This window comes from Cupriavidus sp. YAF13 (assembly GCF_052113425.1).
Lineage (GTDB): Bacteria > Pseudomonadota > Gammaproteobacteria > Burkholderiales > Burkholderiaceae > Cupriavidus.
The window spans coordinates 136,352-153,931 of sequence record NZ_JBFRDD010000008.1; the positions used below are offsets into that span (position 1 = coordinate 136,352).

At 63.7% G+C, this 17,580-nt stretch carries 14 protein-coding genes and 3 pseudogenes; 13 read left to right on the forward strand and 4 right to left on the reverse strand.

From position 1 onward, the window contains the following. Positions 1-191: 191 nt before the first annotated feature. Positions 192-614: an IS66-like element accessory protein TnpA gene (gene tnpA / locus AB4061_RS09595; RefSeq protein ID WP_441633101.1), complete on the forward strand. Its 423-nt coding sequence runs from the start codon at positions 192-194 to the stop codon at positions 612-614. Further along, on the forward strand, positions 599-958 hold the full coding sequence (tnpB, locus tag AB4061_RS09600; RefSeq protein ID WP_441633103.1) for an IS66 family insertion sequence element accessory protein TnpB: 360 nt from the start codon (positions 599-601) through the stop codon (positions 956-958). The genes tnpA and tnpB overlap by 16 nt, the downstream gene beginning before the upstream one ends. A 519-nt stretch (positions 959-1,477) precedes the next feature. On the opposite strand, the gene AB4061_RS09605 is transcribed toward tnpB, so the two are convergent. Further along, complete coding sequence (locus AB4061_RS09605) at positions 1,478-2,506, reverse strand: MerR family transcriptional regulator (RefSeq protein ID WP_441633105.1); 1,029 nt, start codon at positions 2,504-2,506, stop codon at positions 1,478-1,480. A gap of 628 nt (positions 2,507-3,134) precedes the next feature. Further along, positions 3,135-4,208, reverse strand: a complete 1,074-nt coding sequence (locus AB4061_RS09610; RefSeq protein WP_441633107.1) for an NAD(P)H-dependent flavin oxidoreductase — start codon at positions 4,206-4,208, stop codon at positions 3,135-3,137. Positions 4,209-4,625: 417 nt separating this feature from the next. Between AB4061_RS09610 and AB4061_RS09615 the strand changes: the two are divergent. The 8 genes and pseudogenes from AB4061_RS09615 to AB4061_RS09650 form a co-directional block, all read left to right on the forward strand. After that, positions 4,626-5,618 (forward strand): annotated as a pseudogene (locus AB4061_RS09615) (transposase); the annotation flags it as partial. Positions 5,619-7,420: 1,802 nt separating this feature from the next. Beyond that, entirely contained in the window at positions 7,421-7,711 is a 291-nt protein-coding gene (locus tag AB4061_RS09620) for a hypothetical protein (RefSeq protein WP_441633109.1), read from the forward strand. Between the two features lie 295 nt (positions 7,712-8,006). Then, positions 8,007-8,582 (forward strand): annotated as a pseudogene (locus AB4061_RS09625) (LysR substrate-binding domain-containing protein); the annotation flags it as partial. Positions 8,583-9,060: 478 nt separating this feature from the next. Further along, a complete protein-coding gene (locus tag AB4061_RS09630; protein ID WP_441633111.1) occupies positions 9,061-10,677 on the forward strand; it encodes an ABC transporter substrate-binding protein in 1,617 nt (538 codons plus the stop codon). A 3-nt stretch (positions 10,678-10,680) separates the two neighbouring features. Continuing rightward, a complete protein-coding gene (locus AB4061_RS09635) occupies positions 10,681-11,682 on the forward strand; it encodes an ABC transporter permease (protein WP_441633113.1) in 1,002 nt (333 codons plus the stop codon). Further along, positions 11,679-12,569 (forward strand): ABC transporter permease, encoded by an 891-nt coding sequence (locus AB4061_RS09640; protein WP_441633115.1) that lies wholly within the window; start codon positions 11,679-11,681, stop codon positions 12,567-12,569. Before AB4061_RS09635 ends, AB4061_RS09640 begins: the two co-directional genes overlap by 4 nt. A 3-nt stretch (positions 12,570-12,572) precedes the next feature. Continuing rightward, entirely contained in the window at positions 12,573-13,577 is a 1,005-nt protein-coding gene (locus AB4061_RS09645; RefSeq protein ID WP_441633117.1) for an ABC transporter ATP-binding protein, read from the forward strand. Beyond that, positions 13,574-14,521: an ABC transporter ATP-binding protein gene (locus tag AB4061_RS09650; RefSeq protein WP_441633119.1), complete on the forward strand. Its 948-nt coding sequence runs from the start codon at positions 13,574-13,576 to the stop codon at positions 14,519-14,521. Before AB4061_RS09645 ends, AB4061_RS09650 begins: the two co-directional genes overlap by 4 nt. A gap of 42 nt (positions 14,522-14,563) precedes the next feature. Here the strand turns inward: AB4061_RS09650 and AB4061_RS09655 are convergent, their stop codons facing one another. Next, complete coding sequence (locus AB4061_RS09655; protein WP_441633121.1) at positions 14,564-14,770, reverse strand: hypothetical protein; 207 nt, start codon at positions 14,768-14,770, stop codon at positions 14,564-14,566. Continuing rightward, on the reverse strand, positions 14,691-15,296 hold the full coding sequence (locus tag AB4061_RS09660) for a LysR substrate-binding domain-containing protein (protein ID WP_441633123.1): 606 nt from the start codon (positions 15,294-15,296) through the stop codon (positions 14,691-14,693). Before AB4061_RS09660 ends, AB4061_RS09655 begins: the two co-directional genes overlap by 80 nt. 7 nt (positions 15,297-15,303) lie before the next feature. Between AB4061_RS09660 and AB4061_RS09665 the strand changes: the two are divergent. The 3 genes and pseudogenes from AB4061_RS09665 to AB4061_RS09675 all read left to right on the forward strand — a co-directional run. Beyond that, a pseudogene (locus AB4061_RS09665) lies at positions 15,304-15,792 on the forward strand (class II aldolase/adducin family protein); the annotation flags it as partial. Positions 15,793-16,113: 321 nt separating this feature from the next. Further along, the gene (locus AB4061_RS09670; RefSeq protein WP_441633125.1) at positions 16,114-16,839 is read left to right on the forward strand and encodes a GntR family transcriptional regulator; all 726 of its coding nucleotides are present in this window, start codon (positions 16,114-16,116) and stop codon (positions 16,837-16,839) included. Beyond that, on the forward strand, positions 16,836-17,576 hold the full coding sequence (locus AB4061_RS09675) for an ABC transporter ATP-binding protein (protein WP_441633127.1): 741 nt from the start codon (positions 16,836-16,838) through the stop codon (positions 17,574-17,576). Before AB4061_RS09670 ends, AB4061_RS09675 begins: the two co-directional genes overlap by 4 nt. Positions 17,577-17,580: the final 4 nt, after the last annotated feature.

Here is a 17,580-nt window from a genome sequence, read left to right on the forward strand (position 1 = left end):
CCGTTCCGGGCCGCTATCGGCCCCTCGACTCGGGAGCGACCGTTCCCGGCTGCGGATACCGGTCGATGCAACAATATGCGATGTAGCCATTCGGTAAGCGTCCGACGCCAACCGTGTAGACGCGATCGCCGCAGTTGACCGACCATTCGCGTGATGTGCATGTGACTGGATCGTGCCCGCGATAGGCGATCATGGACACTATCCCTCCAATTCATCAAGCTGATCATCCAGCGCCCTTGATGCGCAAGGGCGCGCCTCGACGATCCTACCCGTTAGATTTCAAGCTCGCTGTACTCGAACAGACTCGCGTTTCGGGTGCTTCGGTTGCGGTAGTGGCGCGTGAGAACGGGATCAACGCGAATGTCGTCTTCGGGTGGCGCAAGTTGCTACGGGAAGGCCGTCTCATACCTGGTTCGGCGGAACTGACCACGCTGGTACCGGTAGTCGTTACGGATCCGGCCGCTTCAGAATTGACTAGTCCGCCGAGCAATGCTGTGGCCGACGCTCGCTTTGGCGGTGTCATTCGCATCGAACTGGCGCGCGGCACGGTGAGCGTTCAGGGTAGCGTCGACGCCGACGCGCTTCGGACTGTCATGCAATGTCTGAGTCGTTGATCGGTCCTCCACCAAGCACGCGTATCTGGATCGCAGCCGGGTTCACAGACATGCGGTGCGGCTTCGACGGACTTGCAGCAAAGGTGCAAACGATCCTTCACAAGTATCCCTTCTCGGGACACGTGTTTGTCTTCAGGGGCCGGCGTGGCGACTTGCTAAAATGCCTCTATTGGCGAGACGGCGGCCTGTGTCTGTTCGCGAAACGACTGGAGCATGGCCGCTTCGCCTGGCCACAAGCCGACGGCGGCATCGCCGCGCTCACAAGCGCTCAACTCGGCCTACTCTTAGAAGGATTCGACTGGCGTCAGCCGATTGATGCCGCCCGCCCGCGCAGTGCTTTGTAAACGTCTGTGACAGCGCGGGAATCACACTGTCCGTGCGCATAAACTAGGCGCATGACATCCGGAAACGCTTCTCTCCCAGACGACATCGATGCTTTGAAAGCACTCGTGCTCGGCCAGATCGGAATTCGCTAAGCGTGCTGTCTGGCGCAGGCCGCCGATGTAGCCATCGGCCAACCTCTATGCTCCGGAGGACGGAAACCGGCCATTTTCGGACTCTCGCTTATCCAGTCCGAACGTCCGCCTCGCGGCCGGCAACGGACTTCCCAGATCGTCACGCTGGTTCTCACGCCGCGCGCTTGCGTCCTCTTTCGGTCAGATCATCCAGCACTTTGAGCGTCACCGCGTGACGCTCTACTGCGACGCTGTTCGGTCGCCACCGCCGTCCAGCAAGCGTCCTTCGACTGGTATCGATCCGCTAATGACCTCTCAGCAACAAGATCCAATTGGCATAGACGGCAGTGGGGTGAACGATGTTTGTTGCACAACGTTCACCGGATTGAAGTATCGGTGCGCCGTAGATCAGTTCAATTGCACCACGCGCGATATAGCCTGACGAACGAAGGTAAGCAGCGCCTCATCAGCCCAGGTTCCGATCATGAGATCAGGCTCATTCTCCAGCGCCTTGCGGAATTTTAGCTGTGTACCTGGGTCATCTCCTGCGTAGCTTCTGAAGAGATCGAGCCAGCGCCGCGCAAGCTCAGCCCCTTGCGGTGAATCAGGCGAGATGCCTGCATCGATCGCATCTCGAACGTCGGCCATCAATTGGAGCCACTCCATCGCCCGCTTGCCGTAATTCGCGCGCATGAAGCGAATCTCGTCAGGCGACAGGTATCTTTCGTAGATCAGCATTTTTGATTCCGAGAATGCCCGAAGCACGTAGTCGCGCAGCGCCAAAGAGATCCCGATGTGGGCCTGCAGCGACGGTTCGTTGTCGTGCATATGGTTTAGCTTTGCGGCCAACCGTGGATCGCCACTTGTGTCGCGTACAAGCATCGTCATCCATCGGATCGCTAACTCGCGAGTCTTTTCGTGCTCCGGCGGTTTCCCACTTTCCATCAGCGCCCGTACCTGCTCAACAAGATCGCTCCATCCCGCCTCCGCTTCCGGGTCATTGCGGTACACAGGCAGGCGGGCAAGTTCATCTTGAGAGAAATATTTTTCGTACATGGTCATCAACTCCAACGTAGTGAGCCAATCGGCTAGCTCCGGCTCCTCTCCGTCCATCAGCGTGCCTCGCAATCGCTTCAGATGATCGCGCAGACGCGCAGCCTGCTCGATCTGCTGATCAAGTGTTGCTATTTGCCGTTCGACGATGGATGTGAGTGGGATATCCGGCTGATCCAAACAAGCGCCGATTTCGGTGAGCGAGAGACCAAAACTACGCAATGCCAGGATCAGGTGAAGCCGGGCAACGTCGTTGCGGTCATACAGGCGGTAGCCGTTATCGGCGCGCGCCGAAGACGTGAGAAGACCGACTGCATCATAGTGGTGCAGCGTACGAACCGTGAGTCCACTGCGTTTCGCCAGTTCTCCCACTTTCAAAAACATGCGAGCCTCCGTTAAAGTGCGCACGATGGAGGCTAAGACCTTACGCTACGTGAGGGTCAAGAGGAAAGAGCTATGCCGCTCTACGGTCGACTATGCAGCGTCTCCACCTCAACGCCCCTTACCCGCGGCCTCCGGATCCGGTGTTCGATAGCCAGGCCGGCTCCGCCACTGTCGTCGCGCTCGGTAGTTCAACGCTCTAATGCGGACATCGAACTCGTGCAGGTAACTGACGCTCATGGGTCCGGCAATCGTCAATGGCCGGCGTCGATCCTCTAACGACGAGCCGACGGTGGAGTTCGGCCATTTAGGGCCCTTCGCCGGACTCGTGGCCCGGACATTCCGGAGACCGTCTTATCCAGCAAACGTTCACTCAATCGCCAAGCGCCGGCGGACGATGGGGCGGGCCGCTCCGCCCTCCCAACCCCTGCGTCGTACGCGGTTCCGGAGGACTCGATCTGTCGCTCGTGCGCCCGGCTTCGGTTTGGGATTCAGTATGAGTATCCACATCCGCGTCTATGGATGGAGCGCGTCCACGCCCAGCCGCCGTCCCTGTCGGACTAGTTGCCCTACGCGCGCCGACCACCCGTCCTGGCGTCGAGGCAAAACCGGCGCTTCTCGCTCCGTGTGCTTACCGGCGTTGGCCAGGTAGCGCCGCTAGCAATCCGCCCGCATGGTGGCAGGCTTCATCCCAAAGGGCGCGCGTCAGTGCCCCGGCGTCATCCTCGCGTGCAAGTGCTGCCGCTTCGCCAGACCATAGGAGCGACAAATCGCCCTTCCCCGCCTTCTCGAAGACGGTACGCACCGGATCGATCGCTCCTGTCGCGCGCGGAAATGCCGGGGCCTCGGAATTCATTGGCCCCAGTTCTCGCATCAACCGCGTCATCAGCCCGCGCGCCGGCCGGCCCGTGTAAAGGTTAGTAAGGCGCGTCATGTCGTCACGCCCTGCCCGTATCGCCGCTCGATGTAATTCAGACCGGCCGGCCTGGTGCGTCAGGAGGTAGGCCGTGCCCAATTGGACAGCGCTGGCGCCAAGCGCGAACGCAGCCGCGATGCCGCGGCCATCGGCAATGGCACCGGCTGCAATCACCGGGACCTTCACCGAGTCCACCACCTGCGGCAACAGCGCGAAGAGGCCCGGCTGGGCGCTGATGTCGTCAGTCAGGAACATACCACGATGGCCGCCGGCTTCCACGCCTTGCGCAATCACGGCATCGACGCCTCTCGCCTCCAGCCAGCGCGCCTCTTCGACCGTGGTGGCCGACGACAGGATCATTGCGCCAGTGGCACGCACCCGCGACAGCAGGCTTTCCTTCGGCAAGCCGAAATGAAAGCTCACCACCGCCGGTCGCATCTCTTCCAGCACCTCGCACATAGCCTCATTGAACGGTGCCCTGCCAGCCCCGCGCTGTGCGGCGGATAGGCTCAGGCCGGCTTCCTCGTAGTACGTCGCCAGCCGCGACAGCCATCGCGCCTCACCCTCATCATCCACCGCGGGCGGCGTGTGGCAAAAGAAATTGACGTTGTACGGGGCGGAAGTGGCCGCACGGATGGCCTGGATCTGCTCGCGAAGCTGCTCCGCATCGAGGGCCGCGCATGCTAGCGAACCGAGACCGCCTGCTTTACTAACGGCAATCACCAGCGGACTCAGCGAGCCCACCATCGGCGCCTGAATGATGGGAAGACGGGACGGAAGCATAATCATAGTTCTCCGCGGCTAGTGAATCGATCGATCCAGTAGCGCATTATGCCCGATCCGATGTCACGACCGACCTACCCCTCGGGGCCTCAGGGCTGTTCAGATTTTGCCGAATAGGATGACTGCTGTACTCGAGAAGCGGCCGAATTGATGGTGACTGAGCGACCGTCCGTTCAGGGTTCAGCTTTCGGCCGTTCGCAAGGCTGCAATCGGACGACCGCTCATCGGCCGACGCCGACGTTCGGCCTTACCCAATCCAATGGCTGAGAAGGGTCGATTCTGCTGAAAAACTCGGCATCACGGAACGTCGGCACCTATCCTTGAGATCATCGTTCGACGAGGGTTTCGCCATGATGGGTCAGCAAGTTGGATCGCAGGATAGGCTCTTCTACTCGTCCAACCTTGATGACCATGTGCCCCGTAGGCTTTGCTGTCGACGCGAGCATCATCAAGGCAGACGCAAATCGCTCCCGAGGCGTGGCGGGAACGGAGATCATCGATTGGAACCAAGGCGAAGGCCCTAGCCGCGCCGTTCGCGAATACCTTGCTGCGCTGGATGAGGTCAATCAAATCAAGGACGACGCAGCGCCCGAGGCAGAGCCTACGATCCCACCGAAAAGCATCTCGTTGACTGATCCGGCATCGCGCTGGACCGCAGCACCCGGTGGCCCTGCCTTCTTTGCTTACTCAACCAACTACCTGATCGACCTGCACGCGGGAATCATCCTGGACGTCGAGGCCACCCCCGCGCATCGGACCGCAGAGGTGGAGTCAACGAAGACGATGATCAACAGAGTCGAAGAACGCCTTGCTCTTAAACCTCAGCGTCTTGCCGGCGATACCGCCTATGGGACCGCGCCAATGCTCTGGGGGATGGTCGAAGAGAAAGCGATCGCGCCTCATGTTCCAGTCTGGGACAAGACCCGTCGCGACGATGACACGTTTCCGAGAGAGGACTTCCGTTGGGACGAGCAAACCAATGAGTATCGCTGCCCTGGTGACAACGCTCTGCGCAGCGATTGGCGTGCATATACGAACCCACGCACTCACATCACGAAGGCCGACACCGTCATCTATCGATCCAGCCAGCATGACTGTGCTGGGTGCGCGATGAAGAATCAATGCTGCCCAAACATGCCATTCCGCAAGATCGCACGCAGCGTCCACGAGAACGCGCGTGACGTGGCACGGAAGCTCTCGGCGACACCGGAGTTCAAGCGGTCGCGCAGGGAACGAAAGAAGGTCCAAATGCTATTTGCTCATCTAAAACGAATCCTGAAGCTGGATCGCTTGCGGCTACGAGGGCTAGCTGGGGCACAGGACGAGTTCTTACTAGCAGCAACAGCGCAAAATCTGCGACGAATGGCAAAGCGGTTGATGCCGTTCGGTGAAGATATGAATGCGATAGCGGCTTAGCCGCGATGCACCGGGTCGGAAGACCCTCGAAGCTCGGGCGCCGCAGATCAACGCGAGCCCCACCGGAAGCGGACGCCTATCTCGATCGATATCCAAACCGAGTTTTTCAACAGAATCGGTCGGAAGCGGTAGTTCGTCCACGGCCGGCGTAACCCCGGCCTTCCATTTCGCCCGTTCGGTGGCTAGAACAAGCCAGCCGGCTCAGCAGCACGATCCCAGTTGTAAATGATGATCTCGCGCCGCACAGCCAGCATGTCGGCCCCTCCCACCTGGTAGTTGATATCTAGCGTGTAATTACTGCTGCGCCTGATTCAGCGTGTCGCGGACGACGTTGTAAGCGTCGATGCGGGCATTGGCGTCGCGGATCCCGCGGTCGCCGTCTCGGGCGATGGCATCGAGAACTGCTGCAGCCTCTGGAGCAAGTTCGACTCGCGCTTCACCAACTCCGCCGGCAGCGCCGGGAACTGCAGCGGCGCCTATCAGGCCGGCGTGCGCTCCCGGAACTGGGTGAAGGTCAAGCGGCCGGGAGCGGTGTCGGCGCAGCGGTTCTACAGGAAGACTCAATAACAAAGGGCGCCCTCAGGCGCCCTCGGCGGCGGTCAATGACTGTTCCCGTCCGAATCTTCACCCCAGTCATCTCCAGCGCGCGTTTTCAGTGTATCGAGGGCGCCTCAGCGCGCATCCCTACTTAGGCAGGGATTGATGGCGCCATCAGGGAGTCGTAGGCCACGCTCGCAGGCGTACCTCATTCTCCAGATACACCTTCCGTTTTCCTTGCTCCGCGACGCCACCCTTCATCCGAGGGGTATTGAAATTGCTGCGATGCACCACAATCAAAACCGGCTACAGATTGACCCCCGTTGCCAGTCCTCAAGGGTGTAGGCGCTTTCACCCTGCCGCCTACACCCCTTTTTCGCGCCTTCAGGCGGCTGCCATCTACTTCGGCCACGCCTCCACCGTCGCCCGGTGCCGCGCAGCGCAATCCCCCTGCGCACCCAGCACAGCACCCAGCACCGGTCCCATAACCCACTCCTGCCACGCATCATAATCGGCCACCACCGGCGTCTCCGGAACCTAACACGGCGCCCCACGATCCTTCGCCCCTAACCGCACGGATTGATGAACGCCGCCGCGGCGCCACGCGAGCTACGGGCGAAGGCTGCTTGGCTGCCGAGTAGCCTGGCGAACATACCCGCCACGAGAGTTATGTTCTCCCGAACCTAACTCCACTAGAGTGACGCTGGGCAAACGCGATTGCCCCGCATTCCCTTGAGCACCCGCCCCCTCCCGGCCGCGGGTGCTTTTTTATAGACGCAATGTACGCAAGTCGGACGATGCCCTAAGGCACCCTCCTGCCGGCGCGCCTACAACGGAAGCACCGCTCCACTGGACGAACCATGCCCACGCGCGCGCCAGCGCCGAAGCTGGCCGAACGCTCCCCCATGCTGCTGTCGGAGCAGAAAGCCGTCCCGCGCGGCGGCTGGCATTTCGAGATCAAGTACAAATACGTACCTTCCGCTGTTGCGTCTCTTCCAACGTTGCCGCCATGCGGCGGGCGTTGCGTGTGGGAAACGGGGGTGTTGCGATCGACTCAAAGCAACTTTCGACCAATTGCGGACGTTGACTGATGCGTCAGGATCTTGCACCGCTTGTCGGGTTTACTACGACGGTACAGTTACTACACTTGGTATGGGTCGCTGAAGTCGGGTGCGCGGCCCTCTCAATTACTTCCACGTACTACACGCTGCACACATTGTTCGTGCGGCGTGCTCGTCTCGCTGGTCAAACAGGAGGATGCAATCATGCAAACTGTTATAAGGAGATTTTCCGGAAAGGGTGCAAAGGAGTTGTTCGATCTGCTGGAGACGCACACGGCTGAGGTCGAAGAACTGATGCGTTCGGTCAAAGGCTTTGTCGGCTACACCCTCGCACGCAGCGGCGATGGCGGATTCTCGGTGACTGTTTGCCAGGACAAGGCAGGCACTGACGAAAGCGTGCAGAAAGCGAAGGACTGGATCGCGAAAAACGCCGGAAGCACGGGCGTGGGCGCGCCGGAGATATCGGAGGGATCGGTCCTCATTCACCTGAAGTAACTTTGCCTTGCGACTGGCAGCGCGTGAGTTTAGCGGGCGGATTGGGACCTACGCAATTGGCCTCACCGTCCACTCCTCACGCCCACGTCTTGCCTGGTTCGTCCAGACCTGCCTTTTTGCAGATCCTCCGGGCTCGTCACAATGCGGCACTTCTGGCTCTCGTGCCTCCTGACATGCACCTCTGTACTATTCCGAAAAGCGGAGCTGGCAATCTGTTTTCTTCTTCATCGAGCGGCGAGTCGCAAACAAGCTGACACACGCGACTCATGTCAAACGTTGACCGGTTGAATCCGCAGTCGGCATCAGCCACCACATCGTCGGTGCGGAACTACCGATGCTGCTGCGGCGCGTGAGCAGCGCGGAGCCGGGTATCGTGCTCGAGATGCGAGTCTGCACGTCGCGGGAAATCCTTGATGACTTCGATCGCGGCACGCTCGACGCCGCCATCGTCCTGCGCCATGACAACCGGCGCCTCGATGGCGAAACGATCCTGGAGGAGACCTTCGGCTGGATGGCCGCGCCGGACTTCACGCATTGTCCTGGTGAGCCCTTGCGTCTGGCGACACAGGCGCAGCCATGCAGCGTGCGCAGCATGGCCATCGACGCCTTGGACCAGGCCGGCGTTGCTTGGACGGAGGTCTTTGTCGGCGGCGGGATCATCACGATCGGCGCGGCGGTGTCGGCCGGCCTCGCGGTAGCCGCGCTCGGTCGCCGTGTCGCACCGCCAGGGACAACAGCCGTGGGGCCTCAATTCGGCTTTCCGGCCTTGCCGACGCGCGATGTGGTGCTCCACGCGAATGCGACGGACACGCAAGCCCGAGGCGCGCTCCGCACGCTGAGTGCAGCGATACGGTCGACGACCCGGACTTGACCCGCGGCTTCGCGCCTAGCCTCTTCGCGTCCCGGATGCCGCGCCAAGCCCCACGCTACGCCGCGCGGTTCGCCGGCGCCTGCGCGAAGTCGCACGGCGCCAGTTCAGCGGCGATCACTCGGTCGAACGCATCGAGCAACACGTCGGATGTCAGGCCGAACGGCCCCGCAGGGAAACCGAATTCACCAGACTGCGAGTCCTTACAAATCTAAGGGTTGGAAACATATCACGTGGCCGGCGACGCCAACGAGGGGCCAAAATAACTAGACTGAGCAGGATTCCCTGCGCGAACTCGTTAGACTGAGCCACCTTACCGTTTCCAGGCGCGAGAGGTCGATTCCAATTAAAGACGGCGTCGTCCTGATGCGCCTCACCGCACAGCAAACGCGATAGCAAAGAGAAATTCCTTCGTTCACGGCGCGGCGAGCTGTACCTAAACTCGATGGCTATCGCTATCATCCCATCCTGCCGTCCCCCCATGAACCGTCGCGATTTCCTTGCTGCTTCCACATTATTCTCCATCGGCGTACCGTTCTCGGCGGACGTCCTCGCGGACGCTGCCGCTGCCCAGGGCTCTCCGGTTCGCGGCGGCGTGCTCAACGTGGCGGTATCACCCGAGCCGACGCTGCTGACGTCCGCGTTCATCACCACGATGAACATCGGGCAGGTGTCCAGCAAGGTGCTGGAAGGACTGGTGTCCTACGACCTGAACCTGCGCCCCGTGCCCGCTCTGGCAACGTCATGGAAGACCTCCGCCGATGGCCTGACCACGACTTTCCAGCTGCGCAAAAACGTCAAGTGGCATGACGGCAAGGACTTTTCCGCCGCCGATGTGCAGTACACATTGCTGGAAGTCTGGAAAAAGCTCCACCCGTTTGGCCGCGCGGCCTTTGCCAACGTCACGGCCGTCGATACGCCCGATCCGCATACGGTCATCATTCGCCTGTCGTCGCCTGCACCCTACCTGATCAACTACATCAATACGTACGGCGCGCAGATCCTGCCGCGCCACCTCTACGAGGGCAAGGACGTGTTGAGCAACCCGCTGAACAATGCGCCCGTGGGCACCGGCCCGTTCGTGTTCAAGGAGTGGGTCAAGGGCAGCCACGTGCGGCTGGAGCGAAATCCGAACTACTGGCAGAAGGACCAGCCGTACCTGGACGGCGTGGTCTTCAAGTTCATCCCCGATGCCGCGGCGCGCACTGTAGCGCTCGAAGCCGGCGAGATCGATGTCGCGCTCGGCTCCAGCATTCCGCTGTCGAACCTGGGCCGCTTCCAGGATAAGCAGCGCTACCGCATCAACACCGACGACGGCCGCTACCTGGCCACAATCTTCCTGACGCAGTTCAACGTCCGCAAGCCGCACTTCACGGACCGGCGCGTGCGACAGGCGCTGGCTTACGCCATCGACCGCAACGCCCTGCTCAAGGTGGTGTTCCTGGGCTACGGTAAGCCTGCCACGGGGCCCGTACCGTCTTCGGTGGTCAACTACTACTCACCCGATACGCGCCAGTATCCGTTCGACGTCAAGAAGGCCGCCGCGCTGCTGGACGAAGCCGGCTACAAGCCAGGCAAGGACGGCAAGCGGCTGCGCATCACGCTGGACTACGATGGCGGCGGCGGGGTCACTGCTAGCCGGCCGGCGGAGTTCATCAAGCAATCACTGGCACGCGTGGGCATCGACGTGGAACTTCGCGCTGGGGACACTGCCACGTACCTGCGTCGCGTATTCACCGACCAGGACTACGACCTGATGATCTCCAGCCTGCACCGGCTGCCGGATCCCACGCTCGGCGTGCAGCGGTTGTTCTGGACGAAGAACATCATCAAGGGCGCGCCGTGGACCAACGGCTCGGGCTACTCGAATCCGGAGCTTGACCGCCTCATGGAGGCCGCCGGGCGCGAGGCCGACGAGGGCAAGCGCAAGGCGCTGATCAAGCAATGGCAGCAGATCGTGCAGGACGACGTGCCGGTACTCGATCTCGTGGAGCAGACATGGGTCACGGTCTCCACGGCCCGCTTCCGCAAGGCCACCGCGCAGGGCGACGGCCTGTTCGCATCGTATGCCGATGCATGGCTGACACCCCGGGCCTGAGCGATGCGCCGCCATATCGCCCTTGCCTTCCTGCGCCAGCGCCTGCTGCAGGTGGTGCCCGTGGTGGTGGGCATCGCCTTGATGAACTTCGTTATCCTGCAGCTGGCACCCGGGGATGTGGTCGACGTGCTGGCTGGCGAGGCCGGTGCCGCGACACCCGAGACCATGGCCCAGCTGCGCGCCAGCTTCGGCCTCGATCAACCGCTGTGGCTGCAGCTCGTGCGCTACCTCGGGCAGATCGCCACCCTCGACCTCGGCTTCTCGTACCGGCAGAACATGCCGGTGTTCGACCTGATCATGAGCCGCCTGCCGGCCACGCTGGTGCTGATGGCAATGGCCATGGCGATTGCACTGGTGCTCGGGGTGGGCCTGGGTGTGCTGTCCGCCGTGCGCGTGCGTCGCTGGCCAGATTGGCTGGTGTCGCTAGGCACGCTCGTCGCCTATGCCATGCCCACGTTCTGGCTTGGCCTGATGGCCATCGTCCTGTTCTCGGCACGGCTGCATTGGCTGCCGTCGGGGGGCATGACCGATGTCAGCGCCGCGTACACGGGACTGGCCTGGCTGCGCGACGTGGCGCTGCACGCCATCCTGCCCGCCTGCACGCTGGCCACGTTCTACCTGGCCGTGTACACCCGGCTGGTACGCACCGCGATGCTGGAGCTTGACGGTGCCGACTTCGTGCGCACGGCGCGCGCCAAGGGGGCAGGCGAAATCCGCGTGACCGTGGTACATGCACTGCGCAACGCCTTGCTGCCGCTGGTCACGATGGCCGGCTATCAGGTGGCGTCGCTGCTGAGCGGTGCGGTGCTGGTGGAGTCAGTGTTCAGCTGGCCGGGCCTGGGCAGGCTGGCTTTCGAATCGGTGCTGGCACGCGATTTCAACCTGCTGCTGGGCATCCTGCTGCTGAGTTCGCTGCTGGTTACCGTTGTGAATATCCTTGTGGACCTGCTCTACGCAGCCATCGACCCGCGCGTTTCGGTAGCGGGCTCCGGGAGCCGCGCATGAACGCGCCGGCTGCGCTTCGGCGCCGGTGGATACCCACGCGTACCGTGCCGCGCGCGCTCTGGCGTGCCGCGAGTGCGCATCCGTCGATCACGCTTGGTGCCCTGCTGATGCTGGCGGTGGCGCTCGTCGCCATTGCCGGGCCCCTCGTCTTTCCCGGCGACCCGTGGGACATGGCTGGCCCGCCGATGCTGTGGCCCGGCGACGATCCCGCGTATCCGCTCGGCACCGATTTCATGGGACGGGACCTGGCCACCGGCGTGGCGGCGGGGGCGCGCGTGTCGCTGCTGATCGGGCTCGTCAGCACGGTCTTGGCAGCGTCGCTTGGCATCACCGTGGGCGCACTCGGCGGCTATTTTGGTGGACGCGTCGACACGACGCTGATGCGCCTGACCGAGGTCTTCCAGACCGTGCCAAAGTTCGTACTGGCGGTGGTCCTCGTTGCGATCTTCAAGCCATCGGTGACCACCGTGGTGGTGGCTATCGGCGTCGTGTCATGGCCCGCGACGGCCCGGCTGGTCCGCGCCGAGTTCTTGTCGCTGCGAGGGCGCGAGTTCGTACTGGCAGCCGAAAGCATCGGCATGAGCCATCTGCGCATCATCATCACCCAGATCCTGCCCAATGCGCTGCCGCCGGTGATCGCCATGGCCACGCTGACCGTGGCCACCGCCATCCAGACAGAAGCCTCGCTGGCGTTTCTGGGCCTGGGCGACCCCAACGTGATGAGCTGGGGCACCATCATCGGCGGCGGCCGCGAGCAGGTGGCCGATGCCTGGTACATCTGCGGCCTGCCCGGCTTTGCCATCGTCCTGACGGTGCTCGCGTTCAACCTGATCGGTGACGGGCTGAACGACGCGCTGAATCCCCATCTACGCCAACGACGGAGCTGACCCATGACGCTGCTCGATGTACGCGCCCTGCGCGCCAGCTTCGACACGCCTGACGGACCGGTCGCGGCGCTGCACGACGTCTCGCTGACCATCAACCGTGGCGAGACCCTGGCCCTGGTTGGCGAAAGCGGCTCCGGCAAATCGGTCACCGCGTGCGCGCTGCTGCGGCTGCTGCCGCGTCGCGTGGCGCGTACCAGTGGCCAGGCGTTGCTGGATGGCACCGATCTGCTTTCGCTGGGTGACAGCGCCATGCAGGCCATCCGTGGCGACCGCATTGCCATGATCTTCCAGGAGCCGATGTCGGCCCTGAATCCCGTGATGCGAATCGGCGACCAGATCGCCGAGACCATCCGCCTGCATCGCCGCGTTAGCCGTGCGGAAGCCGCACAGCGCGCAATTGCCCTGCTTGAACAGGTGCGGATGCCATCGCCACGCGAGCGCGCCAACGACTATCCGCACCAGATGTCGGGCGGCATGCGCCAGCGCGCGATGATCGCCATTGCACTGGCCGGCGAGCCCGAACTGCTGATTGCCGATGAACCGACGACGGCGCTGGACGTCACCACGCAGGCTCAGATCCTGAATCTGCTCAAGCGCCTGCAGGCCGAAACGGGCATGGCCATGTTGCTGATCACCCACGACCTGGGCGTGGTCGCCGAGACGGCAGACCGCGCGGCGGTCATGTACGCCGGCCGGATCGTCGAACAGGGTCCGGTCGACGCGCTGCTGACCCACCCCGCACACCCCTACACGGCGGGACTGCTGGCCTCGCTGGCCATCGAGACACTGCCGCCTGGCGCCCGCCTGCCCGAAATTCCGGGCACCGTGCCGCCGCTGACGGCCATGCCGCCCGGCTGCGCCTTTGCGCCGCGCTGTGCCCACGCGCAAGATAGCTGCCGTGCAGCAACGCCCTCGCTTCGGTCCGCCGGCAACAGCCATGTGGCGTGCCACGCGCCACTGGTCCACGTCGTCCGCCGCCCGGTACCGCAAGAGGAGGCCGTCGCATGAACGCCCCGCTGCTGGCGCTCCACGAGGTATCTCGCCACTATCACACGCAGGCCGGCGTCGTTCGCGCGCTCGACCGTGTTTCGCTCGACATCGCTCCCGGCGAGACGCTGGGCCTAGTGGGAGAAAGCGGCTGTGGCAAATCCACGGTTGCACGCGTTGCCATGCGGCTCACGGACGTCGACGAAGGCGAGGTTCGGCTCGACGGCGAAGACATCGCCACGGCGCACGGCCGCGCGCTGCAAGCGGTACGTCCGCGCGTGCAAATGGTGTTCCAAGATCCGGCCGCATCACTCAATCCACGCGCAACCATCGGACAGACCCTTGAGGCTCCGCTCATCGTGCATCGGCGTGGCAACGCCGGGGATCGGCAATCCAGGGTCGCGAACATGCTGCGCGGCGTCGGCCTGCATCCCGATATGGCCAACCGCCATCCCCACGAACTATCCGGCGGACAGCGGCAGCGCGTGGCCATCGCCCGTGCGCTGATGCTGGATCCCGCGCTGATCGTCTGCGACGAGGCGGTGTCGGCACTCGACGTTTCGGTACGCGCGCAGGTACTGAATCTGCTGCTGGACCTGCGCGAAACGCTCGGCATAGCCTACCTGTTCATCTCGCACGACCTGGCGGTGGTGCGGCATATGTCGGACCGCATCGCCGTCATGTACCTCGGCCAAGTCGTAGAACTGGGTCCGCGCGATGCGGTCTGGCACCACACGCTGCATCCGTATACCCGTGCGCTGATGGCGGCGGCGCCCTCGGCCCGCCCGGCAAACCGGCGCCTGCCAAGGGTTGTCATGGAAGGCGAACTGCCCAGCCCGCTCGACCCGCCGTCCGGGTGCCGCTTCCACACCCGATGCGCCCAGGCGACAGACCTCTGCCGGTCGTCCGAGCCAGCCTTGCGGCTTCACGGCGCCGATCACTGGGTGCGCTGCCACCTGGCCTGACACACGCGCGGCGGGAGACGTATCGCGCGGGCAACCCCGGCCTCAACGCATTTCGCCGACCGCGGACTGAATCTCCTGTCTGAGCCACACGGCTGCGGCATCGGCCTGCGTGCGCCGGTTGCGAATCAGTTCGATGTCGAAGGCGGTATCGGCCAGTTCTTCCGGGACTTCAAGGATCTGGACGTCGGGGGAGGCCAGCCGGTGCGCCACCCGCCTGGCAACGGACGCCACCAGGTCGCTGTACGCCACCGCCAGCGGCAATGCCGCGATGTGCGAGAACGTCGCCGCGACACGCCGTTGCCCGCCGAGCTTGTCCAGCCTGCCGTCGACGACCCCGCGCCGCGATCCACTGTCGCCGGGGCCAAACAGCTGCATGAGGCAGTTGCAGATAGGTCGCAAGGTCAATGCTGCGCCGCCGGCCGCGCGTGCCGAGCTGTGGATGCGAACGGCTGGCGATGCAGACAAAGTCCTCCTCGTACAGCTTCGTTTGCACCATGAGCTTCGGCGCGGACAGGTGCCCGCCAATCGCAACATCGACCACGCCCTGGTCGAGCTGCTCGTAGATGGCCGCCCGGTCCAGCGCCATGATGCGCAGACCGATGTCCGGTGCCTGTCGCCTCAGCCGACTGATGACATACGGCAGCAGGACGATGGCAGCGTAATCGGTGGCTGCGATGGTAAAGCTGCGCCCGGCAGGTGCGGCGGGGTCGAAGGCGACCGACTGGCCCACCGCCTGGCGAACGTGGTCGAGCGCGGATGACATCCCCGGCATCATCGCGTGCGCCAGCTCGGTCCACGCGGCGATTCACGAAGCGCATCCCCATATCGTCGCGGCGGCGCATACCCATTCCAACTACGGCAAGGCGTGGTCCACGCTCGGACGCCAGCTCGATCCGCTGCCGCAGGACGCATGCTCGCTTCTTGAAGACCACGTGCCGCTCGACGATTTCACGGGGATGACCTCCGAAGACCACCGGATAGACCAGGCGCTGGACAAGGGCAATGGCCAGACCCACAAGGGCGCGATCCTGAAGAACCACGGCATCCTGGCCGCCGGCCCAACCGTCGAAGCCACGGCCTGGTGGCATATCGCCCTCGAAAACGCCGCCCATACCCAGTTGCTGGCCGAGGCCACCGGTACGCCGCAGCCTATCGACAAAGCGACCGCCCGCCATACGCACGGACAGGTGGGCGGCAACGAAGGATCGCTGCACGCCCTCGAAGGCCTCTATGCGGGGCTGGTGGAGGCCGAGCCCGACCTGCTGGACTGACCACGCTTCAGCCCTCCTCTCTCACCCCCGTCCGGATCACGGCACGGGGGCGCAGCCTTTCCCCATTCCGCTGCACCACCCAGTACGCCCCCCGCCTTGACATGTCTCACACGTTCTCGTGCATGCCCCTGTGCGCGCCACAGGAAGACCACTTAGGTCCTGTGAGCTGCTCACCAAGCTGGGCTGCCCAGCCACAGCAGCGTCTTCATATGCTTCCGTAAAACCGTTCGTTTGCTTCCCAACGGCACGGCCCTAAGCTACGTCCATGTATTGCAAGGCGGACACGAATGCCGCCCGACGACTGAGAAGGAGCAACGGACGATGATCGTGCAGGCCGGAATTGCAGAGGACGCCCAGGACACCAGCCTGGGCCTGGCTGCCTACGCGGCGCTGCGCCGCGACATCCTGTCCTGCAAGCTGGTGCCCGGCGCGCTGGTCACCGAAGGCGAGCTGATGACCACCTACGGCTTCGGCAAGAACAGCTGTCGCATCGCGCTCACGCGGCTGGCGCACGACCGCCTGATCTTCGCCCGGCCACGCCGTGGCTATCAGGTGGCACCCATCACGCTCAAGGACGTCGAGGAAGTATTCGCCCTGCGCGTGCAGCTGGAACCAATGGCCGCCCGGCTGGCCATCGGCCGCGTCGATACGGCACTGCTGCACGGGCTGGAGGCGGCGTGCCGCGATGAGTACGCGATTCCGGCGCCGCGCCGCATCGACAAGTTCATGGATGCGAACAAGCAGTTCCACCTGGCCATCGTCCACGCCAGCGGCAACGAGCGGCTGACGCGCACGCTGTCGTCGCTGATGGACGAGATGTCGCGGCTCGTCGCGCTGGGCTTCAACGTCCAGCGCGTGCGTCCCGAGATCCGCCATGACCACAACTCGCTGATCAAGGCGTTCGAGGATCACGACGAAAAGGCCGCCGAAACAATTGCGCGCCGCCACATCGAGGCATTCCGCGCCCAAACCATGGAGAAGGTCTACGCCAGTCTGTCGCAGGCTGGGACCTACCTGCCGATGCGTGTGGCGGGGGGTGTCGCATGAATCCGCCCGTTCTGTCTGCACAGGGCATCGTCAAGCGCTTTGGCACCACCACGATCCTCGACCGGATCGACGTGACCGTGCGTCGCGGCGAGGTACTGGCACTGGTAGGTCCGTCTGGCTGCGGCAAGAGCACGCTGCTCAACATCCTGTCCGGGCTGTTGACCCCGGACGCCGGCCAGCTCGCGGTGGACGGCGTGCCCGCGACGCAGGTATCCGACTGGCGTCGCATCGCCTACATGTTCCAGGAGGACCGGCTGCTACCGTGGCGCACCGTGCACGACAACGTCGCGTTCGGCCTTGAGGCCAGCGGCCTGCCGCGGGCCGATCGCCGCCGTCGCGCAGACGACATGCTGGAACTCGTTGGCCTGCACGCGCGTGGCGATGCGTGGCCACACGAGCTGTCGGGTGGCATGCGCAGCCGCGTGGCGCTGGCCCGCAGCCTGGCCGTCCAACCCGAAGTCCTGCTGATGGACGAGCCCTTCTCGAAGCTCGATCCCCAGACGCGCAGCCAGATGCACGAGGAACTGCTGCGCATCCAGGCGGGCAATGGCATGACCGTGGTGTTCGTGACGCACGATATGGAAGAAGCCGTGGTGCTGGCCGACCGTGTAGTCCGGCTCGCAGCCTGGCCGGGGCGCGTGGCCGACGTTGTCAACCTGGCGGAACTGGTCCGGCCGCGCGTGCCCACCGAGCCCGTCGTGGCAGAACAGGTCCGCGTACTGCGCGCCGCGGCATGAGGAG